This window comes from Sphingomonas sp. HF-S4 (assembly GCF_032911445.1).
Classification (GTDB): Bacteria; Pseudomonadota; Alphaproteobacteria; order Sphingomonadales; family Sphingomonadaceae; genus Sphingomonas; species Sphingomonas agrestis.
In genome coordinates this window covers 70530-86994 of sequence record NZ_JAWJEJ010000002.1, presented here as the reverse complement: position 1 = coordinate 86994, position 16465 = coordinate 70530, and the positions used below count along the sequence as shown (strand labels likewise).

The 16465-nt window shown below is 67.9% G+C and carries 17 protein-coding genes; 11 read left to right on the top strand and 6 right to left on the bottom strand.

Features of this window, described 5'->3' with window-relative positions; translation table 11 throughout:
- Positions 1–12: 12 nt before the first annotated feature.
- Positions 13–1419 (bottom strand): magnesium transporter, encoded by a 1407-nt coding sequence (gene mgtE / locus RZN05_RS16240; protein WP_317227730.1) that lies wholly within the window; start codon positions 1417–1419, stop codon positions 13–15.
- A 111-nt stretch (positions 1420–1530) separates the two neighbouring features.
- On the opposite strand from mgtE, the gene RZN05_RS16235 reads away from it, so the two are divergent.
- Positions 1531–1977, top strand: coding sequence for a peptidylprolyl isomerase (locus RZN05_RS16235; protein ID WP_317227729.1), 447 nt, complete (start codon positions 1531–1533; stop codon positions 1975–1977).
- Positions 1978–2023: 46 nt separating this feature from the next.
- Here the strand turns inward: RZN05_RS16235 and RZN05_RS16230 are convergent, their stop codons facing one another.
- The gene (locus RZN05_RS16230) at positions 2024–2914 is read right to left on the bottom strand and encodes a LysR substrate-binding domain-containing protein (RefSeq protein ID WP_317227728.1); all 891 of its coding nucleotides are present in this window, start codon (positions 2912–2914) and stop codon (positions 2024–2026) included.
- 299 nt (positions 2915–3213) lie between these two features.
- Between RZN05_RS16230 and RZN05_RS16225 the strand changes: the two genes are divergently transcribed.
- Positions 3214–5502, top strand: coding sequence for a CDC48 family AAA ATPase (locus RZN05_RS16225; protein WP_317227727.1), 2289 nt, complete (start codon positions 3214–3216; stop codon positions 5500–5502).
- Here RZN05_RS16225 and RZN05_RS16220 read toward each other — a convergent pair.
- Positions 5453–6760 carry an MFS transporter gene (locus RZN05_RS16220; RefSeq protein WP_317227726.1) on the bottom strand — a complete coding sequence of 436 codons (1308 nt, stop codon included), beginning with the start codon at positions 6758–6760 and terminating at the stop codon, positions 5453–5455. The genes RZN05_RS16225 and RZN05_RS16220 overlap by 50 nt on opposite strands.
- On the bottom strand, positions 6757–7077 hold the full coding sequence (locus RZN05_RS16215; protein WP_317227725.1) for an antibiotic biosynthesis monooxygenase family protein: 321 nt from the start codon (positions 7075–7077) through the stop codon (positions 6757–6759). Before RZN05_RS16215 ends, RZN05_RS16220 begins: the two co-directional genes overlap by 4 nt.
- Before the next feature lie 71 nt (positions 7078–7148).
- On the opposite strand from RZN05_RS16215, the gene RZN05_RS16210 reads away from it, so the two are divergent.
- Entirely contained in the window at positions 7149–7898 is a 750-nt protein-coding gene (locus RZN05_RS16210) for a sulfite exporter TauE/SafE family protein (protein WP_317227724.1), read from the top strand.
- Positions 7899–7902: 4 nt separating this feature from the next.
- Here the strand turns inward: RZN05_RS16210 and RZN05_RS16205 are convergent, their stop codons facing one another.
- Positions 7903–8838, bottom strand: a complete 936-nt coding sequence (locus tag RZN05_RS16205) for a ribose-phosphate pyrophosphokinase (RefSeq protein ID WP_317227723.1) — start codon at positions 8836–8838, stop codon at positions 7903–7905.
- Between the two features lie 320 nt (positions 8839–9158).
- Between RZN05_RS16205 and gltX the strand changes: the two genes are divergently transcribed.
- The 8 genes from gltX to RZN05_RS16165 all read left to right on the top strand — a co-directional run bounded on the left by gltX (position 9159) and on the right by RZN05_RS16165 (position 15282).
- Positions 9159–10493, top strand: a complete 1335-nt coding sequence (gene gltX, locus RZN05_RS16200) for a glutamate--tRNA ligase (protein WP_317227722.1) — start codon at positions 9159–9161, stop codon at positions 10491–10493.
- A gap of 204 nt (positions 10494–10697) precedes the next feature.
- Complete coding sequence (locus RZN05_RS16195; RefSeq protein ID WP_317227721.1) at positions 10698–11366, top strand: energy transducer TonB; 669 nt, start codon at positions 10698–10700, stop codon at positions 11364–11366.
- A 64-nt stretch (positions 11367–11430) separates the two neighbouring features.
- Complete coding sequence (locus tag RZN05_RS16190; protein WP_317227720.1) at positions 11431–11778, top strand: hypothetical protein; 348 nt, start codon at positions 11431–11433, stop codon at positions 11776–11778.
- Between the two features lie 14 nt (positions 11779–11792).
- Positions 11793–12719, top strand: coding sequence for a bifunctional diaminohydroxyphosphoribosylaminopyrimidine deaminase/5-amino-6-(5-phosphoribosylamino)uracil reductase RibD (gene ribD / locus RZN05_RS16185; protein WP_394804844.1), 927 nt, complete (start codon positions 11793–11795; stop codon positions 12717–12719).
- A complete protein-coding gene (locus RZN05_RS16180) occupies positions 12719–13327 on the top strand; it encodes a riboflavin synthase (RefSeq protein ID WP_317227718.1) in 609 nt (202 codons plus the stop codon). Before ribD ends, RZN05_RS16180 begins: the two co-directional genes overlap by 1 nt.
- The gene (gene ribB / locus RZN05_RS16175) at positions 13314–14462 is read left to right on the top strand and encodes a 3,4-dihydroxy-2-butanone-4-phosphate synthase (RefSeq protein WP_317227717.1); all 1149 of its coding nucleotides are present in this window, start codon (positions 13314–13316) and stop codon (positions 14460–14462) included. Before RZN05_RS16180 ends, ribB begins: the two co-directional genes overlap by 14 nt.
- Positions 14462–14881, top strand: a complete 420-nt coding sequence (gene ribH, locus RZN05_RS16170) for a 6,7-dimethyl-8-ribityllumazine synthase (RefSeq protein ID WP_317227716.1) — start codon at positions 14462–14464, stop codon at positions 14879–14881. Before ribB ends, ribH begins: the two co-directional genes overlap by 1 nt.
- Positions 14881–15282 (top strand): hypothetical protein, encoded by a 402-nt coding sequence (locus RZN05_RS16165; RefSeq protein ID WP_317227715.1) that lies wholly within the window; start codon positions 14881–14883, stop codon positions 15280–15282. The genes ribH and RZN05_RS16165 overlap by 1 nt, the downstream gene beginning before the upstream one ends.
- Positions 15283–15314: 32 nt before the next feature.
- Here the strand turns inward: RZN05_RS16165 and RZN05_RS16160 are convergent, their stop codons facing one another.
- Entirely contained in the window at positions 15315–16421 is a 1107-nt protein-coding gene (locus tag RZN05_RS16160) for an alkene reductase (RefSeq protein WP_317227714.1), read from the bottom strand.
- Positions 16422–16465 lie beyond the last annotated feature (44 nt).

Below are 16465 nucleotides of genomic sequence, written 5' to 3'. Positions count from 1 at the left end.
CAAATCCTACAATCAGTTGCCGACCAGCCCCGCCGCGGTGGCCAGACCCAGGAATGCCAGGAAGCCCATCGAGTCGGTCACCATCGTCACGAACACCGACGACGCCACTGCCGGATCCTGTTCGAACCGCTCGAGCGTCACCGGCACCAGCACCCCCGCCAGCCCCGCGATCACGATATTGGCCAGCATCGCGCAGGCGATGACGATGCCCAGCTCGTGGTCCCAGAATACCGTCCCGATCGCCAGCCCGATCACTGCGGCGATGGTCAGCCCGTTGAGCACCGCGATCGCGATTTCGCGCCGGATCGCGCGCAGGGTGTTGGATTGGGTCAGCTGGTTGGTCGCCAGCGCGCGCACCGTCACCGCCAGCGTCTGCGTCCCCGCATTGCCGCCGACACCCGCGACGATCGGCATCAGCGCGGCAAGCACCGCCATCTGCGCGATCGTCGCCTCGAAGAAGAACACGATCGTCGCCGGGATCAGCGCGGTGGCGAGGTTGGTGACCAGCCAGCGCACCCGCACCTTGTAGCTGTCGAGCACCGGCTCGTTGATGTCGCCCTCGCCCGCGCCGGACAGATGCAGAATGTCCTCGCCGGCTTCCTCGGAGATGATGTGGACCACGTCGTCCACCGTGATCATCCCGACCAGCCGGCCATTGGCGTCGACCACCGCGGCGGAGATCAGCGCATATTTCTGGAAGCGCAGCGCGACTTCCTCCTGGTCCATGTCGGCCGGGATCAGCGTCTGCTCGCGCGCCATGACGTCGCTCACCGAGACGTTGCGCGGGGTGCGCAGGATCCAGGAGAGCGCGCAGGTGCCCACCGGATGGTGCGCCGGATCGACGACGAAGATTTCCCAGAAGTCGGTCGCCAGCTCGTCGTGCCCGCGCAGGTAATCGAGCACGTCGCCGACGGTCCAATGCTCGGGCACCGCGATCAGCTCGCGCTGCATCAGGCGCCCGGCGGTCTCCTCGGGATAGCTGAGCGCTTCCTCGATCGCGGCGCGATCGTCGGGATCGAGCGCGCGGAGCACCTCGCGCTGGTCCTCGGGCTCCATGTCCTCGATGATCGCGACGGCGTCGTCGGTATCGAGCTCGGCGGCGATGTCCGCCACCTGGTGCGGCTCGAGCGCGTCGACCAGTGCCTCGCGCACCCAGTCGTTCATCTCGGCGAGCACGTCGCCGTCGATCAGGTCGCTGATCGCCGCGGCCAGCGCCGGACGCAGCTCGGCCGGAGTCAGCTCGACCAAGTCGGCGATGTCGGCGGGATGGAGCGGTGCGACGCGGGCATGCGCGGTCTCGGAATCGCCCGCCGCGACCGCTTCGAGCACCGCGCTGACGAATTCGGGCTTGAGCCGGTCGTCCTCGTCCAGCTCGCTCTCGGGCTGGGCCTGCGGCTCGTGAAGTTCGGTCTCGCTCATCGTCCGACCTCCCTGTCGCGCTCGGGCCCCACCTGCCAGCGCCGCGCGCCGGTTGCAAGCCGCTGCCAACCTGCTTAGTGCCGCAGGAAATCAGCCTTACGGAGTGACTCCATGTCCACGCTCGTCCTCACCCTCGATACCGGCGATGTCCGCATCAAGCTGCGCCCCGATCTCGCGCCCAACCATGTCGAGCGCATCACCAAGCTCGCCAGCGAAGGCTTCTACGACGGCGTCGTCTTCCACCGCGTGATCGACGGCTTCATGGCGCAGGGCGGCGATCCCTCGGGCACCGGCATGGGCGGCTCGAAGGAGCCCAACCTCAAGCAGGAATTCAACGCCGAGCCGCACGTCCGCGGCGTGTGCTCGATGGCGCGGACCAACGATCCGAACACCGCCAATTCGCAGTTCTTCATCTGCCTCGACGACGCACGCTTCCTCGACAAGCAGTACACCGTCTGGGGCGAAGTCGTCGAAGGCATGGAGAATGTCGACGCCCTCCCCAAGGGCGAGCCGCCCCGCGAGCCCGGCAAGATCGTCAAGGCGACCGTCGAGGAATAAGTCCTTCAAAGCCCCTCCCGTCAAACGGAGGGGCTTTTGCTATCCGCTAGACCCCGTCGGCCCCCAGCGACTCGATCAGCCAGTCGTGGAAAATCCGCACCGGCCGTTGCCCCAGCGCACGCGGCCGGCAGACGAACCAATAGCTGTATTGGCTCTCCACCGTCAGGTCGAAGAGCCGCACGAGGCGATCGTCGCGCGCCGCCTCGAAATGGGCTTCGAGCATGAACGCGACGCCCAGGCCCTGCGCCGCCGCCTCGAGCATCAAATTGCCCGAGTCGAAATGGTCGATCGCCAGCGGCTCGAGATCGGGGAAGCCCGCTGCCGCACGCCACGCCGTAAAGGTCTCGGGCATGTCGCGATGGACCAAGGCGGTCAGCTTCGAGAGCTGTTCGGGTCGCGTGACGGGATCGGGGCCTTCGACCAGCGCCTTCGCGCCGATGACGTGCACCCGGTTGCGGTCGAGTCGCTTCGAATAGAAACCCGGATCGATATCGCGCGCGATGACGATCGCCGCGTCGAGCCCGTCGCCCAGCCGAGTCATGCCATAGCCGGCGGTATCGACGTCGAGGTGCAGCTCGGGGTGGCGGCGCTTGAGCTCGGGCAGGCGTGGCAGCAGCTGCTGCGTCGCATAGAGCGGCAGCACGCCGAGCCGCAGGCGCAGCAGTTCGCCGCCGCTGGTCATCGCCTCGACGGCGTCGGTCATCGCGTCGAGCGCGGGCGCGATCAGCCCCAACAGCCGGTCGCCATCGTCGTTGAGCTTGAGCGCCTGGTGGCGGCGCTCGAACAGCGGCTTGCCGATGAAGCGCTCGAGCGACTGCACGCGCCGGCTCAGCGCGGGCGAGGACAGCGCGAGCTCCTCGGCGGCGGCCTTGATCGAGCCGAGACGTGCGACCTGGACGAACGCCTCGATGGCGGTGAGGGGCGGTAGCCTACGCATGGTCTTTCTTTTGTGCACTGCACCACAAGCTACGCTCAGGGCTTACACGCTTGCAAGCCCTCACCGCGCCTGAGCCGCTAGTATGAGTATATGCAATTACGATTGCAACCTTTGCAATTCGGCTAGGTATATTTCGCACTTGCACAATAAGTCGCCGCACTGCACATAGGGGGTGCCTTTCAGGCATCCTCTCCTAAAACTTTCCAAGGCGGGCCTCACGGTCCGCCATTTTTTTTGCCCCCTCGCGGCACGGAAGCCGCGTTCCTATGTTCCCGCTTCATGCCGGAAGAGGAGCAATCGTGGCGGACGACGAAAGCAGGGGAAGCAAGCTCCAGGTAGCCAATGCCCGCCCCGAAGACAGCGGCCGGGGTCTTGCGCATATCCCGCGCGCGATGATGGCGGTGCTTGGAATCACCGAAGGCGATGTCATCGAGATCGTCGGCAAGCGCGCCACGCCGGCACGCGCCGTTCTACCCTACGCGGAAGACGAGGGACTCGAACTTCTTCGCATCGATGGCCTCCAGCGCGCCAATGCCGGCGTCGGCTCGGGCGATTTCGTCGAGGTGCGCAAAGCGGTGTCGAAGCCGGCGACTCGCGTCGTGTTCGCTCCCGCCCAGGCCAATCTGCGGCTCCAGGGCTCGGCGACGGCGCTCCAGCGCACCTTCTTCGGCCGCCCGCTTGCGCAGGGCGATACCGTGGCCACCGCGGGGCATCACCGCGTCGTTGATCCCAACGTCCAGCGCTGGGTCAACGCGCCGGCCTATGCGCTTCAGGAGATCCGCCTCGCGGTGGTCTCGGCGACGCCCAAGGGCATCGTCCATATCGACGAGAATACCGAGGTCGAGCTACGCCCCGAATATGAGGAGGCGTCCGAAGCCCGCCGCGCCGACGTCACCTATGACGATATCGGCGGGATGGCCGCGACGATCGACCAGCTCCGCGAGATGGTCGAGCTGCCCTTGCGTTATCCCGAGCTGTTCCAGCGCCTCGGCGTCGATCCGCCCAAGGGCGTGCTGCTCCACGGCCCGCCCGGCACCGGCAAGACCCGGCTCGCGCGCGCGGTGGCGAACGAGAGCGACGCGACCTTCCATCTGATCAACGGGCCCGAGATCATGGGCTCGGCCTATGGCGAGTCCGAGTCGCGGCTGCGCCAGGTGTTCGAGGAGGCGGCCAAGTCGGCACCCTCGATCGTGTTCATCGACGAGATCGACTCGATCGCGCCCAAGCGGGGGCAAGTCTCGGGCGAGGCCGAGAAGCGCCTCGTCGCGCAATTGCTCACCCTGATGGACGGGCTTGAGGCGCGCGCCAACATCGTCGTCATCGCCGCGACCAACCGTCCCGAGGCGATCGACGAGGCGCTGCGGCGTCCCGGCCGGTTCGATCGCGAGATCGTCGTCGGCGTCCCCGACGAGCGCGGCCGCCGCGAGATCCTCGGCATCCATACCCGCGGCATGCCCTTGGGCGACCGAGTCGATCTCGGCGAGCTGGCGCGCACCACCTACGGGTTTGTCGGCGCCGATCTTGCCGCGCTCACCCGCGAGGCGGCGATCGAGGCGATTCGCCGGCTGATGCCCAAGCTCAACCTCGAGGACCACACCATCCCGCCCGAAGTGCTCGATGCGCTCTCGGTCACTCGCGAGGATTTCCTCGAAGCCTTGAAGCGCGTCCAGCCGAGCGCGATGCGCGAGGTGATGGTCGAGGCGCCGCGCGTCCGCTGGGACGATGTCGGCGGGCTCGACGATGCGCAGATGCGCCTCAAGGAAGGTGTCGAACTGCCCTTGAAGGATCCCGACGCGTTCCGCCGGCTCGGCATCCGCCCGGCCAAAGGCTTCCTGCTCTATGGCCCGCCGGGCACCGGCAAGACGCTGCTCGCCAAGGCCGTCGCGCGCGAGGCTGAGGCCAACTTCATCGCCACCAAGTCGAGCGACCTGCTCAGCAAATGGTATGGTGAATCGGAGCAGCAGATCGCGCGCCTCTTCGCCCGCGCACGCCAGGTCGCGCCGTGCGTGATCTTCATCGATGAGCTCGATTCGCTGGTTCCCGCCCGCGGCGGTGGGCTCGGCGAGCCGCAGGCGACCGAGCGCGTGGTCAACACCATCCTCTCGGAGATGGACGGGCTCGAGGAACTCCAGTCGGTGGTGGTGATCGGCGCGACCAACCGGCCGAACCTGATCGACCCGGCGCTGCTGCGTCCGGGCAGGTTCGACGAGCTCGTCTATGTCGGCGTCCCCGACAAGGCCGGGCGCGAGCGCATCCTCCGCATCCAGACCGAGAAGATGCCGCTGGCCAGCGACGTCGATCTCGGATCGGTCGCCGAGCAGACCCAGCGCTACACCGGCGCCGATCTCGATGACGTGGTGCGTCGCGCCGGCCTCTTCGCGCTGCGCGAATCGCTCCAGACGAAGCAGGTGACGATGGCGCATTTCGAAGCGGCGCTCGCCGATTCGCGCGCGACGGTAACGCCCGAGATGGAAGACGAGTACGCTCGGATGCAGGGCCAGCTCAAGCAGCAGGCCTCCGCAATCCAGCCGCTCGGCTTCATTGCGCCGGGGACGCTCCGTGGCCGGGGACCGAAGGGCGCAGACTGACCCAGGCATAGGCGACCAGAACTGCCAACGCGGCGGCCGCTGTCAGATAAGGCAGCGGCCGCCACACTTCGTACAGCCCCACCCCGATCGACGGTCCGAGCACGAACGCCGCGCCGTTGACCGACGTCACCTTGCCCGCCACCGATCCCTGCGACTCGGTGCCTACCGCGAGCGACGATCCCGCAGTGAATCCCGGCCGCGCGAGCCCCATGCCGAGCGAGGTCAGCGCATAGCCGAGCGCGATTCCGTAGAGCGAGGTCGCGCTGCCCACCGCGACGCAGCCGACCGTGCCGAGCATCGCGCCGGCGAGCACCAGCGCGCGCGGCTTGAGGTCGAGCAGCGGGATCAGTCCCCATTGCGCGAGCAAAGCCGATCCCGCGCCCATCATCAGCACCAGCCCCGTCGGCTGGAGCGCCTCGATCGGCGCCACCGCCAGCCGGTCGATGATCAGGAAGCCGATCGCCTGGCCGGTCATCGCCTGGGCATGGCCGATCACCAGTCCGCTGATCATCCAGCCGCGCACCCGCTTGTCGAAAGTGCCGATCTTCTCGCTTGCGGGTGCCGTCGCCGCGGTCACCGTCGCGCCGGTGCCCTGCCCGCCGATCGAGGGATAGCTCGACGCGGTGCCGTGCTCGAAGCCCTCGTCGTGCGGGAGCAGCCGCGCCACCGCGATCCATAGTACCGCGCCGATCGCCGCCGCGACGAACGCCGGGCCCGCCAGCCCGATCTCGGGCCCGCTCTGCCATAACGCTCCCATCACCAGATACGGCGAGATCGCCGGTCCCAGGATCGTCCCCAGTCCGAAGGCCGAAGCGAGCAGGGTCAGCGCCTTGGTCCGCTCCTCGCGCGTCGTCCGTCCCGCGACGATCGCCTGCACCGCTGGCGGCGCCGCCGATCCGAACAGGCCGTAGATTACGCGCCCGATGATGAACGCGACGAAGGTCGCCACCGGCCCGAGCACGCCGTTGATCCCCAGCATCAGGAACACGCCGCACAGCAGCAGCGAGACAGTGAACCCGGCCACGCCGAGCAGCACCATCGCGCGCCGCCCGTGGCGGTCCGATCGATTGGCCCAGAACGGCGCGGCGATCACCCAGAGCAACGCCGAGACCGAGAACACCGCCGCCACGGCGCTGTCCGCCGCGCCGAGCGAGCGGCCGAGCGCGGGAAGCACCGATTGCAGCGCGGTGTTCCCCGCCGCGATCACCAGCATCACCCCGAACAGGAGTCCGAACGTCCGGTCGCCGCGCACCTTCATCCGCGGTCCCAACCATAGCTGCGGCCGATCTCGGCGACATGGAGCCGATACCATTTGTACCAGCGCCCGCGCCCCGCCTCGCGCGTCTCGGCATGCTCGGGATGGTTGCGCCACGCGACGGCAGCGGCCTCGTCGGCCCAATAGCTAAGCGTGATGCCGACCCCGCCCGAAGAGACGCTGTCGATCCCTCGATAGCCGGGCTGACGTGCGGCGAGCGCGTCCATCGCCTGCGCCGCGATGGCATAGCCCTCGGCATCTTCGCCGGTCCGCTCGGAAATGAACGCCACCACGATTTGTCCCGTCCGATCCGCAGCCATGCGCGCCCTCCCTAGCTCGTCCATCCGATAGGCACTTTGGCCTCCTGGGCAAACCCGCTACCGCCGCGCGAATGATCCTCGACTGGCAATTCTATGCGCTCGCCATTCCCGCCGTCATCCTGCTCGGGCTCGCCAAGGGCGGGTTTGCGGGGATGGGCGCGCTGTCGCTGCCGATGCTGACCTTCGCGGTCGATCCGGTGCGCGCCGCGGCGATCCTGTTGCCGATCCTGATCGCGCAGGACCTGGTCGGGGTCTGGGCGTTCCGCCGCACCGTGGATTGGCGCGTGCTCGGCTGGATGATGCCCGGTGCGATCCTCGGCATCTGGCTCGGCTATGCCTTTGCCGCAAGCGTGTCGCCGCTTGGCGTCATGGCGGCGGTCGGCGCCACGTCGATGCTGTTTGGCGCCTACCGCCTCTGGGCAGCGCGCCGCGCCGTGCCGCGCGAGACGGCGCGCTGGCCCGAATGGGTCGGGTCGCTGTTCGGCGTGGCCTCGGGCTTCACCAGCCAGATAGCGCATGCCGGCCAGCCACCGTTCCAGCTCTGGGTGCTGCCGCGCAACCTGGGCCGCGACATGCTGATCGGCACGACGGCGATCTTCTTCGCCGCGATCAACTGGATCAAGGTGCCGGCCTATGCCGCGCTCGGCCAGTTCACGCGCGCCAACCTGCTCACCGCCGCGGCGTTGCTCCCGTTGGCGCTGGCCTCGACGGTCGCGGGTGTCTGGCTGGTCCGCCGCATCGCGCCCGAGCGCTTCTACACGGCGATCTACGTGCTGATGATCGCCGTGGGGGCGGGGCTGATTTGGGAAGCGCTGGCCTAACCGTTCAATCGAACAGCGACGAGACTGAGCTTTCGTCGGCGATCCGCTTGATCGCCTCGGCGAGCAGCGGCGCGATCGTCAGGTGGCGGACCTTCTCGCTTTCCGAGATCACCGAATGGTTGCCGATCGAATCGGTGATCACCAGCTCGCGCAGGGCCGATCCGTCGACTCGCGCCACCGCGCCGCCCGAGAGCACGCCGTGGGTACAATAGGCCACCACATCCTCGGCTCCTGCCGCGCGCAGCGCCGCCGCGGCGTTGCACAGCGTGCCGGCCGAATCGACGATGTCGTCGATCAGGATGCAGAAGCGCCCCTCGACCTGGCCGATGATGTTCATCACTTCGGATTCGCCGGCCCGTTCGCGGCGCTTGTCGACGATCGCCAGCGGCGCGTTGTCGAGCCTTTTGGCCAGTGCCCGCGCACGCACCACGCCGCCGACGTCGGGCGAGACGACCATCCATTGCTTGTCGGGGAAGCGCGTATGGATATCGGCCGACATCACCGGGGCGGCGAAGAGGTTGTCGGTCGGGATGTCGAAAAAGCCCTGGATCTGCCCGGCGTGCAGATCGACCGAGAGCACCCGGTTGGCGCCCGCCGTGGTGATGAGGTTGGCGACGAGCTTGGCCGAGATCGGCGTGCGCGGCCCCGGCTTCCGGTCCTGGCGGGCATAGCCGAAATAGGGAAGGACGGCGGTGATGCGCTTGGCCGATGCGCGGCGCAGCGCATCGATCATGATCAGCAATTCCATGAGGTTGTCGTTGGCCGGATAGCTGGTCGACTGGAGCACGAACACGTCTTCGCCGCGGACATTCTCGAGAATCTCGACGAAGATTTCTTCGTCGGCGAAGCGGCGCACATTGGCCTGGGTCAGCGGAATCTCGAGATAATCCGCGATCGCGCTGGCAAGCGGCATGTTCGAATTGCCGGCCATCAGTTTCATTTTTTGTCTCCGCTACCCCGTTGCGGCCTCCTTAGTCAGCCGATGCGCCGGGGGGAAGACCGGAAGGGGAGGGAGGCCTGGCGTGGGTTGCCGCAGCGGAGACCGGGCGACGCGCGGAAGCCCGCCACCCGGTCAGAGCACCGCAAAGCGTCCCCTCGGAACCCCGGATTAATGTACCCCAAGGCCGGTCGGTCAACAATATCGGGCGACTGGAACGGATTTCCCACGGATTTGAAGATTTGACCCAGCGACCATCGCCTCGGCGGTGCTGCTTCAGCGTGCAGGTGGCGTCGAAGCTGCGGCGGGGGTAAGGGCGGCGCATGACGGTAACCACCCGCTTCGCGCCCAGCCCCACCGGCACGCTTCACGTCGGCAATATCCGGACCGCACTTCACAACTGGATGTTCGCCAAGGCCAATGGCGGGCGCTTCCTGCTGCGTATCGACGATACCGATCGCGCGCGTTCGGAGGAGCGCCATGTCGAATCGATCCGTGCCGATCTCGCCTGGCTCGGCCTGGCGCCCGAGGGCGAGGAACGCCAGTCGGCGCGCTTCGATCGCTACGACGCGGTGTTCGCCGATCTGGTCGCGCGGCAGTGGATCTACCCCGCGTACGATACCCCCGAAGAACTCGAGCTGCGCCGGAAAGTGCTGCTCGGCCGCGGGCTGCCGCCGATCTACGAGCGCACCGCGCTGGCGCTGAGCGATGCCGACCGTGCGGCGCTGGAGGCCGAGGGGCGTCGCCCGCACTGGCGCTTTCATCTCGATCACGTACCGATCGCGTGGGATGACATGATCCGTGGGCCCCAGCGCTTCGACGCCGCGACGATGAGCGATCCGGTGGTGCGCCGCGCGGACGGGTCGTGGCTGTACCTGCTGCCGAGCGTGATCGATGATGTCGACATGGGCGTGACGCATGTCGTGCGCGGCGAGGACCATGTCTCGAACACCGCGCTCCAGCTCCAGATGTTCCAGGCGATGGGGGCCGCGCCGCCCGCCTTTGCGCACGAGGCGCTGCTCACCGGCGCCGAGGGCAAGCTCTCCAAGCGGCTCGGCTCGCTCGGCGTCGAGCATTTCCGCGGGGCGGGGATCGAGCCCCAGGCGCTGGTGGCGCTGCTCGCGCGGATCGGCACCAGCGATCCCGTTGAGCCGTTCGCCGACTCCGCGCCGCTGATCGCCAGCTTCGACTTCGCCCGCTTCGGCCGCGCACCCGCGCGGTTCGACGAGGCCGAGCTCGCCCAGCTCAACGCGCGCATCGTCCACCAGCTTGCCCATGAAGCGGTGGCGGGCCGGCTGCCCGAAGGCATGACGTCAGCGGCCTGGGATGCGATCCGGCCCAACCTCTCGACCGTCGCCGAGGCGGCCGACTGGTGGCGCGTGGTCAAGGGGCCGATCGCCCCGGCCGATCTGTTGCCGGAGGACCGCGCCTATTGCGCCCAGGCGGCCGAAGCGGCGGCAGCGATCGACTGGTCCGCCGATCCTTGGCCCGCGCTCACCGGTGCGCTCAAGGAAGCCACCGGCCGCAAGGGCAAGCCGCTGTTCCTGCCGCTCCGCCTCGCGCTGACCGGTCGCGAGCACGGCCCCGACATGGCGGCGTTGCTCCCGCTGATCGGCCGCGAGCGTGCACTTGATCGGTTGGATGCCGCGGCCGCCTAGGCGACAGTGCTCTCTCCCGTTCGCGCTGAGCTTGTCGAAGCATCGTCTTCCTTCTCGACCGGCGAACGAAGAACGGCCTTTCGACAGGCTCAGGGCGAACGGAGTGCGAATCAAACGTGTGGGAAACCCATTTACGGCGCGTCTGATACGTTGTATCATCACTAAAGCCGGCACCAGACCGGCATCTCGGATGGAGAGCAACGCATGTATGCCGAACATCGCTATGCACCGCAGCAGTCCCGCGCCGTCAGCTTCGGGGCTGCCTTCGCCATCAACGGCGCGCTAATCGCCGGGCTGATCTTCGCCGCGCCGGAGATCATGCCCAAGGATCCGCCGACTATCCTTACGACCAAGAACATTCCGATCACGCCGCCTCCCGAACCGCTCGACGAGCCCAAGCCGCGGCCCCTCGACAAGCGCGTGACCCCGACAACGCCGCTGCCCACCGTCCCTGATCCGATCATTCCGACGCGCAGCGACAATGTCATCGCGACGACCAATGTCGAATATCCGCCGCTCCCACCGCTGCCGCCGGCCCCGACTGGCGAGACTCGGATAGCCGAGCCCCCGGCCTCGCTGCCGCCGCTGATCGGTGCCGAGCAGGACGGGCGCTACGCCCGCGATTTCCAGCCGGGCTATCCCTCGATCGAGCTCCGCGCCCAGCGCGACGGCGTGGTCAAGATCCGCGTGCTAATCGGCACCGACGGCCGCGTAAAGGCGGCCGAATCGGTCAGCGCGACCAGCGATGCATTCTTCGACGCGACGCGGCGCCAGGCGCTGTCCAAATGGCGGTTCAAGCCGGCGACGCGCGGCGGGGTTCCGCAAGAGAGCTGGAAGACGCTGACCGTCCGTTTCGAGCTCGAGAACCAATAGCCGCATGGCGGCTGGCGCGCGGGGGTTTGCCCTGGAGCCCCCGCGCCCTTATCTTTGCGGTCAGATGACGTTTCTCAAGAGATTCTCGCCCGTCGTGGCCTATCGCGACCTGCGTTTCTTCCTCGCGACGCGAAAGCGCCACGAGCTCGGCTTCCTCGCGCTGTCGCTCGCGCTGACCTTGCTCGTGCTCTGGGCATTCGTGAAGGATTCGAGCTTCGAGAAGCCGTACGAACGCACCGTCATCTATGTCGAGCAATGGCCGATCACGCGCACCGACGAGCAGATCAAGGCGCAGCAGGTGATCGACCAGGCCAAGCGCAATATCGAGAAGGCTGAGCTTGAAAAGCGGCGCAAGGCCAAGCAGGCCGAGTTCAAGCGGCTCGACGACAAGCTCGAAGCATGGGGCTTCTGAACGACGCGCGCTGGATGGGCGCCGCGCTTGCCCTGTCCGAGCGTAGCCGTGGCCGCACTGCCCCCAATCCCAATGTCGGTTGCGTGGCCGTGCGTGACGGCGTGGTAGTGGGGCGCGGCTGGACCCAGCCGGGCGGCCGCCCGCATGCCGAGGCGATGGCGCTGGCACAGGCCGGCGCAAAGTCGCGCGGCGCGACTATTTACGCCACGCTCGAACCCTGCGCGCATGTTTCTCCGCGCGGCCCGGCCTGCGCCGATCTTCTGGTAGAGGCCGGCGTCGCGCGCGTGGTGATGGCGCTCGGCGATCCCGATCCGCGCACCAATGGCAAGGGCGCCGCCAGGCTGCGCGATGCGGGGGTCGACGTCGTCGAAGGCGTTGCCGAGGTTCCGGCGCGAGCGGCGATGGCAGGATTCCTCACGCGGCAGGCCAGGGGCCGCCCCTTCGTCACACTCAAGCTCGCCACCTCGCTCGACGGCCGTATCGCGCTCCCCTCGGGCGAGAGCCGCTGGATCACCGGCCCCGAGTCGCGCGCGCACGCCCATCTCGAACGCGCCCGGCACGAAGCGATCCTCGTCGGCCGCCGCACTGCCGAGATCGACCAGCCCAGGCTCGACGTGCGCCTTCCCGGCCTCGAAGCGCGCTCGCCGCGACGCCTCGTCCTTTCCACCAGTGGCGATCTTAGGCGGCCGGGCGACATCGCTGCCCTCGAAGGCGTCGATCACCTCCTCGTCGAAGGTGGCGCCGAAACTGCCGCCGCGTTTCTCCGCGAGAAGCTGGTCGATCGCCTGCTGCTCTACCGCGCCCCCATCCTGATCGGCGCCGGCAAGGCTGCGCTCGGCGATCTCGGCCTCGCCGAACTTGGCGCCGCGCATGGCCGCTGGCGGCTCACCGACACGCGGATGCTTGGCAGCGACCGGCTCGAAGTCTACGCGGCTAGCTAATGTTCACTGGAATCGTCACCGACATCGGCACCATCGCCGCCGCGACCCAGCAGGGCGACCTGCGCGTCGACGTCACCACCGCCTACGATGTCGATACGATCGACCTCGGCGCCTCGATTGCGTGCTCGGGCGTATGCCTGACCGTGGTCGACAAGGCCCCCGGCCGCGTCGGGTTCGACGTCTCGGCCGAGACCGTGTCGCGCACCGCTGCCGACATGTGGCGCGAAGGCCGCCGGCTCAACCTCGAACGCGCGCTTCGGCTGGGCGACGAACTCGGCGGGCACATCGTCACCGGCCATGTCGACGGCATCGGCACGGTCGCGGAATGGCGCGAGGAAGGCGGCTCGCACCGGCTGGTCATCGCCGCCGGCAAGGAGCTTGCGCCGTACGTAGCCGCCAAGGGCTCGATCACCGTCGACGGCGTCTCGCTTACCGTCAATTCGCTCGAGGACACGCCCGATGGTGTGAATCTTCACCTCAACATCATTCCCCACACCGCCGCCGTCACTACATTCGGGGACATCCAGTCCGGGCAGGCGGTCAACCTCGAGATTGACGTGCTTGCCCGTTATCTCCAGCGCATGGAGGCGCTCCGTGGCAAAGCCTGAACTCGTCAATGAACTTGGGCGCCTGAAGCACGGCTTCCTCTCCACCCCCGAGGAACTGATCGACGAGGCCCGCAACGGCCGGATGTTCATCCTGGTCGACGACGAGGACCGCGAGAACGAAGGCGACCTCGTCATCCCCGCCCAGATGGCGACGCCCGACGCGATCAACTTCATGGCCAAGTTCGGCCGCGGGCTGATCTGCCTCGCGCTCACCAAGGATCGCGTCGACCAGCTCGGGCTCGACCTGATGAGCCGCAACAACGGCACGCGCCACGAGACCGCCTTCACCATCTCGATCGAGGCCAGGGAAGGCGTCACCACCGGTATCTCGGCGGCAGATCGCGCGCGCACCATCTCGGTCGCGATCGATGCGTCGAAGGACCGGCACGCGATCGTCTCGCCCGGCCATGTCTTTCCGCTCGTCGCGCGCGACGGCGGCGTGCTCGTCCGCACCGGCCATACCGAGGCCGCGGTCGACGTCGCGCGCCTCGCCGGGCTCAATCCCTCGGGCGTGATCTGCGAGATCATGAAGGACGACGGGACGATGGCGCGCCTCGACGACCTCGTCTCGTTCGCGCAGTTCCACAATCTGAAGCTCGGCACGATCCGCGACCTGATCGCCTATCGCCGCCGCCACGACCACCTCGTCGAGAAGCGCGCCGAAACGCGCTTCACCAGCGAATGGGGCGGCGACTGGACCGCGCTCACTTTCTGGAACAAGGCGACCGAGAGCGAACAGGTCGCGCTGGTCAAGGGCAAGATCGATCCGGCCAAGCCCACGCTCGTCCGCATGCACGCGCTGTCGCCGTTCAGCGACATGTTCGGCGAGGGCGGCGCGCGCGGCGGGCTGCTCCGTCGTTCGATGGAGATCATCGGCGAAGAGGGCGCCGGCGTCGTCGTCGTGATCAACAAGCCGCGGCCCGATCAGTTCAGCGTCGCGCTCCAGGCGCGCGCCGGCACGCTCGAGCCCAAGGACATGGACGAGCTGCGCGATTACGGCGTCGGCGCGACGATCCTCACCGAACTCGGCGTGCAGGACATGATCCTGCTCACCAATACTCACCACACCCTGGTCGGGCTCGACGGCTATGGCCTGTCGATCGTCGGCGAGCGTGCAATCGACATGGAAATCTGATGGCCCGCGTTTTGATCGTCGAAGCCCGCTTCTACGCCCATTTGAACGACATGCTCCTCGATGGCGCGCGCACCGCGCTTCAGGAGGCCGGGCATGATTATGAGATCGTCACCGTCCCCGGCGCGCTTGAAATCCCGGGCGCGGTCGCGCTCGCGGTCGAGAGCGGCGAGTATGACGCGTTCGTCGCCTTGGGCGTGGTGATCCGCGGCGAGACCTATCATTTCGAGATCGTCGCGGGCGAAAGCGCGCGCGGGCTGATGGCGCTGGCGCTCGACGGTATCCCCATCGGCAACGGCATCCTGACGGTCGAGAACGAGGATCAGGCGCTGGTCCGCGCCGATCGCGAGCAGAAGAACAAGGGCGGCGAGGCGGCCCAGGCCGCGCTGGCGATGCTGGCGCTCAAGGCCAAGTTCGGCTGATGGCGATGCAGCCGCCGCCCTCCCGCTACAAGGTAGTGGAGCGCGGCCGGCGGCTGGAAGTGATAGACACCAGGACGGGCAAGCCGGCGTCGTCCGCAGTGCGCGTGCCCGAGCGCGAACGCAGCGGAAAGGCGGGCGCCGGCATCGACACCGATGTCTTCGTCACCAAGCGCTGGTACGACGACAAGGCGCCGCGGCGTATCCGGCTGAACTTCGTCAATCGCCAGCGCCTGCTCAGCCTGCGCTGGGGGATCGCGATCGGGGTGGCGATCCTGGTCGTGCTGAGCTTCCTGTTCTGGCCGCTCGCGGTGTTGCTGGTCTTCGCGCTCGCCGCGGGCCCGAAGCTGCGCGCGCAGCTCCGGACCGCCAGCACCCGCTGGCTCGACGCGCTGGACCAATAACCTTCATCCCAACCTCCGCCGGGATGAGGAGGTTACGCCGCCCGCTCGTCCCAGCGCGGATAGTCGGTATAGCCTTCCGCTCCACCCACGTAGAACAGTTCCTCGCGCTGCTCGTTGAGCGGCAGCTTCTCGGCGATCCGGCGCGGCAGGTCGGGGTTCGCGAGGAAGGTCCGGCCGAACGCGATCGCATCGGCTTCGCCGGCGTCGAGCGCCGCCTGGGCATCCTCGCCATGATAGTCCGAATTTAGGATCAGCGGGCCCTTATACGCCTTCCGGATCACCGGGTGGACCGGCGGATGGTCGGGCGTGCCGCGCGTGCCGGTCGGCCGCGGCTCGCGCAACGCGAGGAACGCTACGCCGATCTCGTCGAGCCGCGCCGCAGCCGCTTCGAACAGCGGCGCCGGGTTGCTGTCGTTGACCCCCTGGACCTCGCCATTGGGAGACAGATGCACGCCCACCCGATCACCGCCGACCGTGTCGACCACGCGCCGAGTCACCTGGTCGAGCAGCCGGATGCGGTTCTCGATTCGTCCGCCATAGTCGTCGTCGCGGAAGTTCGCATTGTCGCGGAGAAAGCTGTCGATCAGATAGCCGTTGGCGGCATGGATATGCACCCCGTCGAAGCCGGCGCGGATCGCGTTGTTCGACGCGCGCGCATAATCGTCGAGCAGTCCCGGAATCTCGTCGGTACGCAGCGGCCGCGCCGGCTGGTACGGGCGCTTGATCTCGCCGCTGTCCTCGGCCGGATAGGTGCGCACGCTGCCCGGCGCGGTGTTCGCCGACGCCGCCACCGGCGCCTCGCCCCCCAGGAAATCGGGATGGACCAGCCGGCCCATATGCCAGAGCTGCGCGACGATCTTGCCGCCGGCTTCATGGACCTGTTCGAGGATCGGCTTCCAGGCGTCGACCTGCTCGTCGGTCCACAGCCCGGGCGCATAGGCCCAGCCCAGCCCCTGCTGGCTGATCCCGGTCGCCTCGGAGATGATCAGCCCCGCGCTCGCGCGCTGGGCGTAATAGTCTCCCATGATCGGCTGGGGCACATGGCCGCGCGTCGAGCGGCCGCGGGTCAGCGGCGACATCAGGATGCGGTTCTTGGCGGAGATCGCGCCGAGCTGGATGGGATCGAACAGGCTGGGCATTGGAACGGGAAGACCTTTGTTGTGGTCGTAGCCAGATAGGGCGC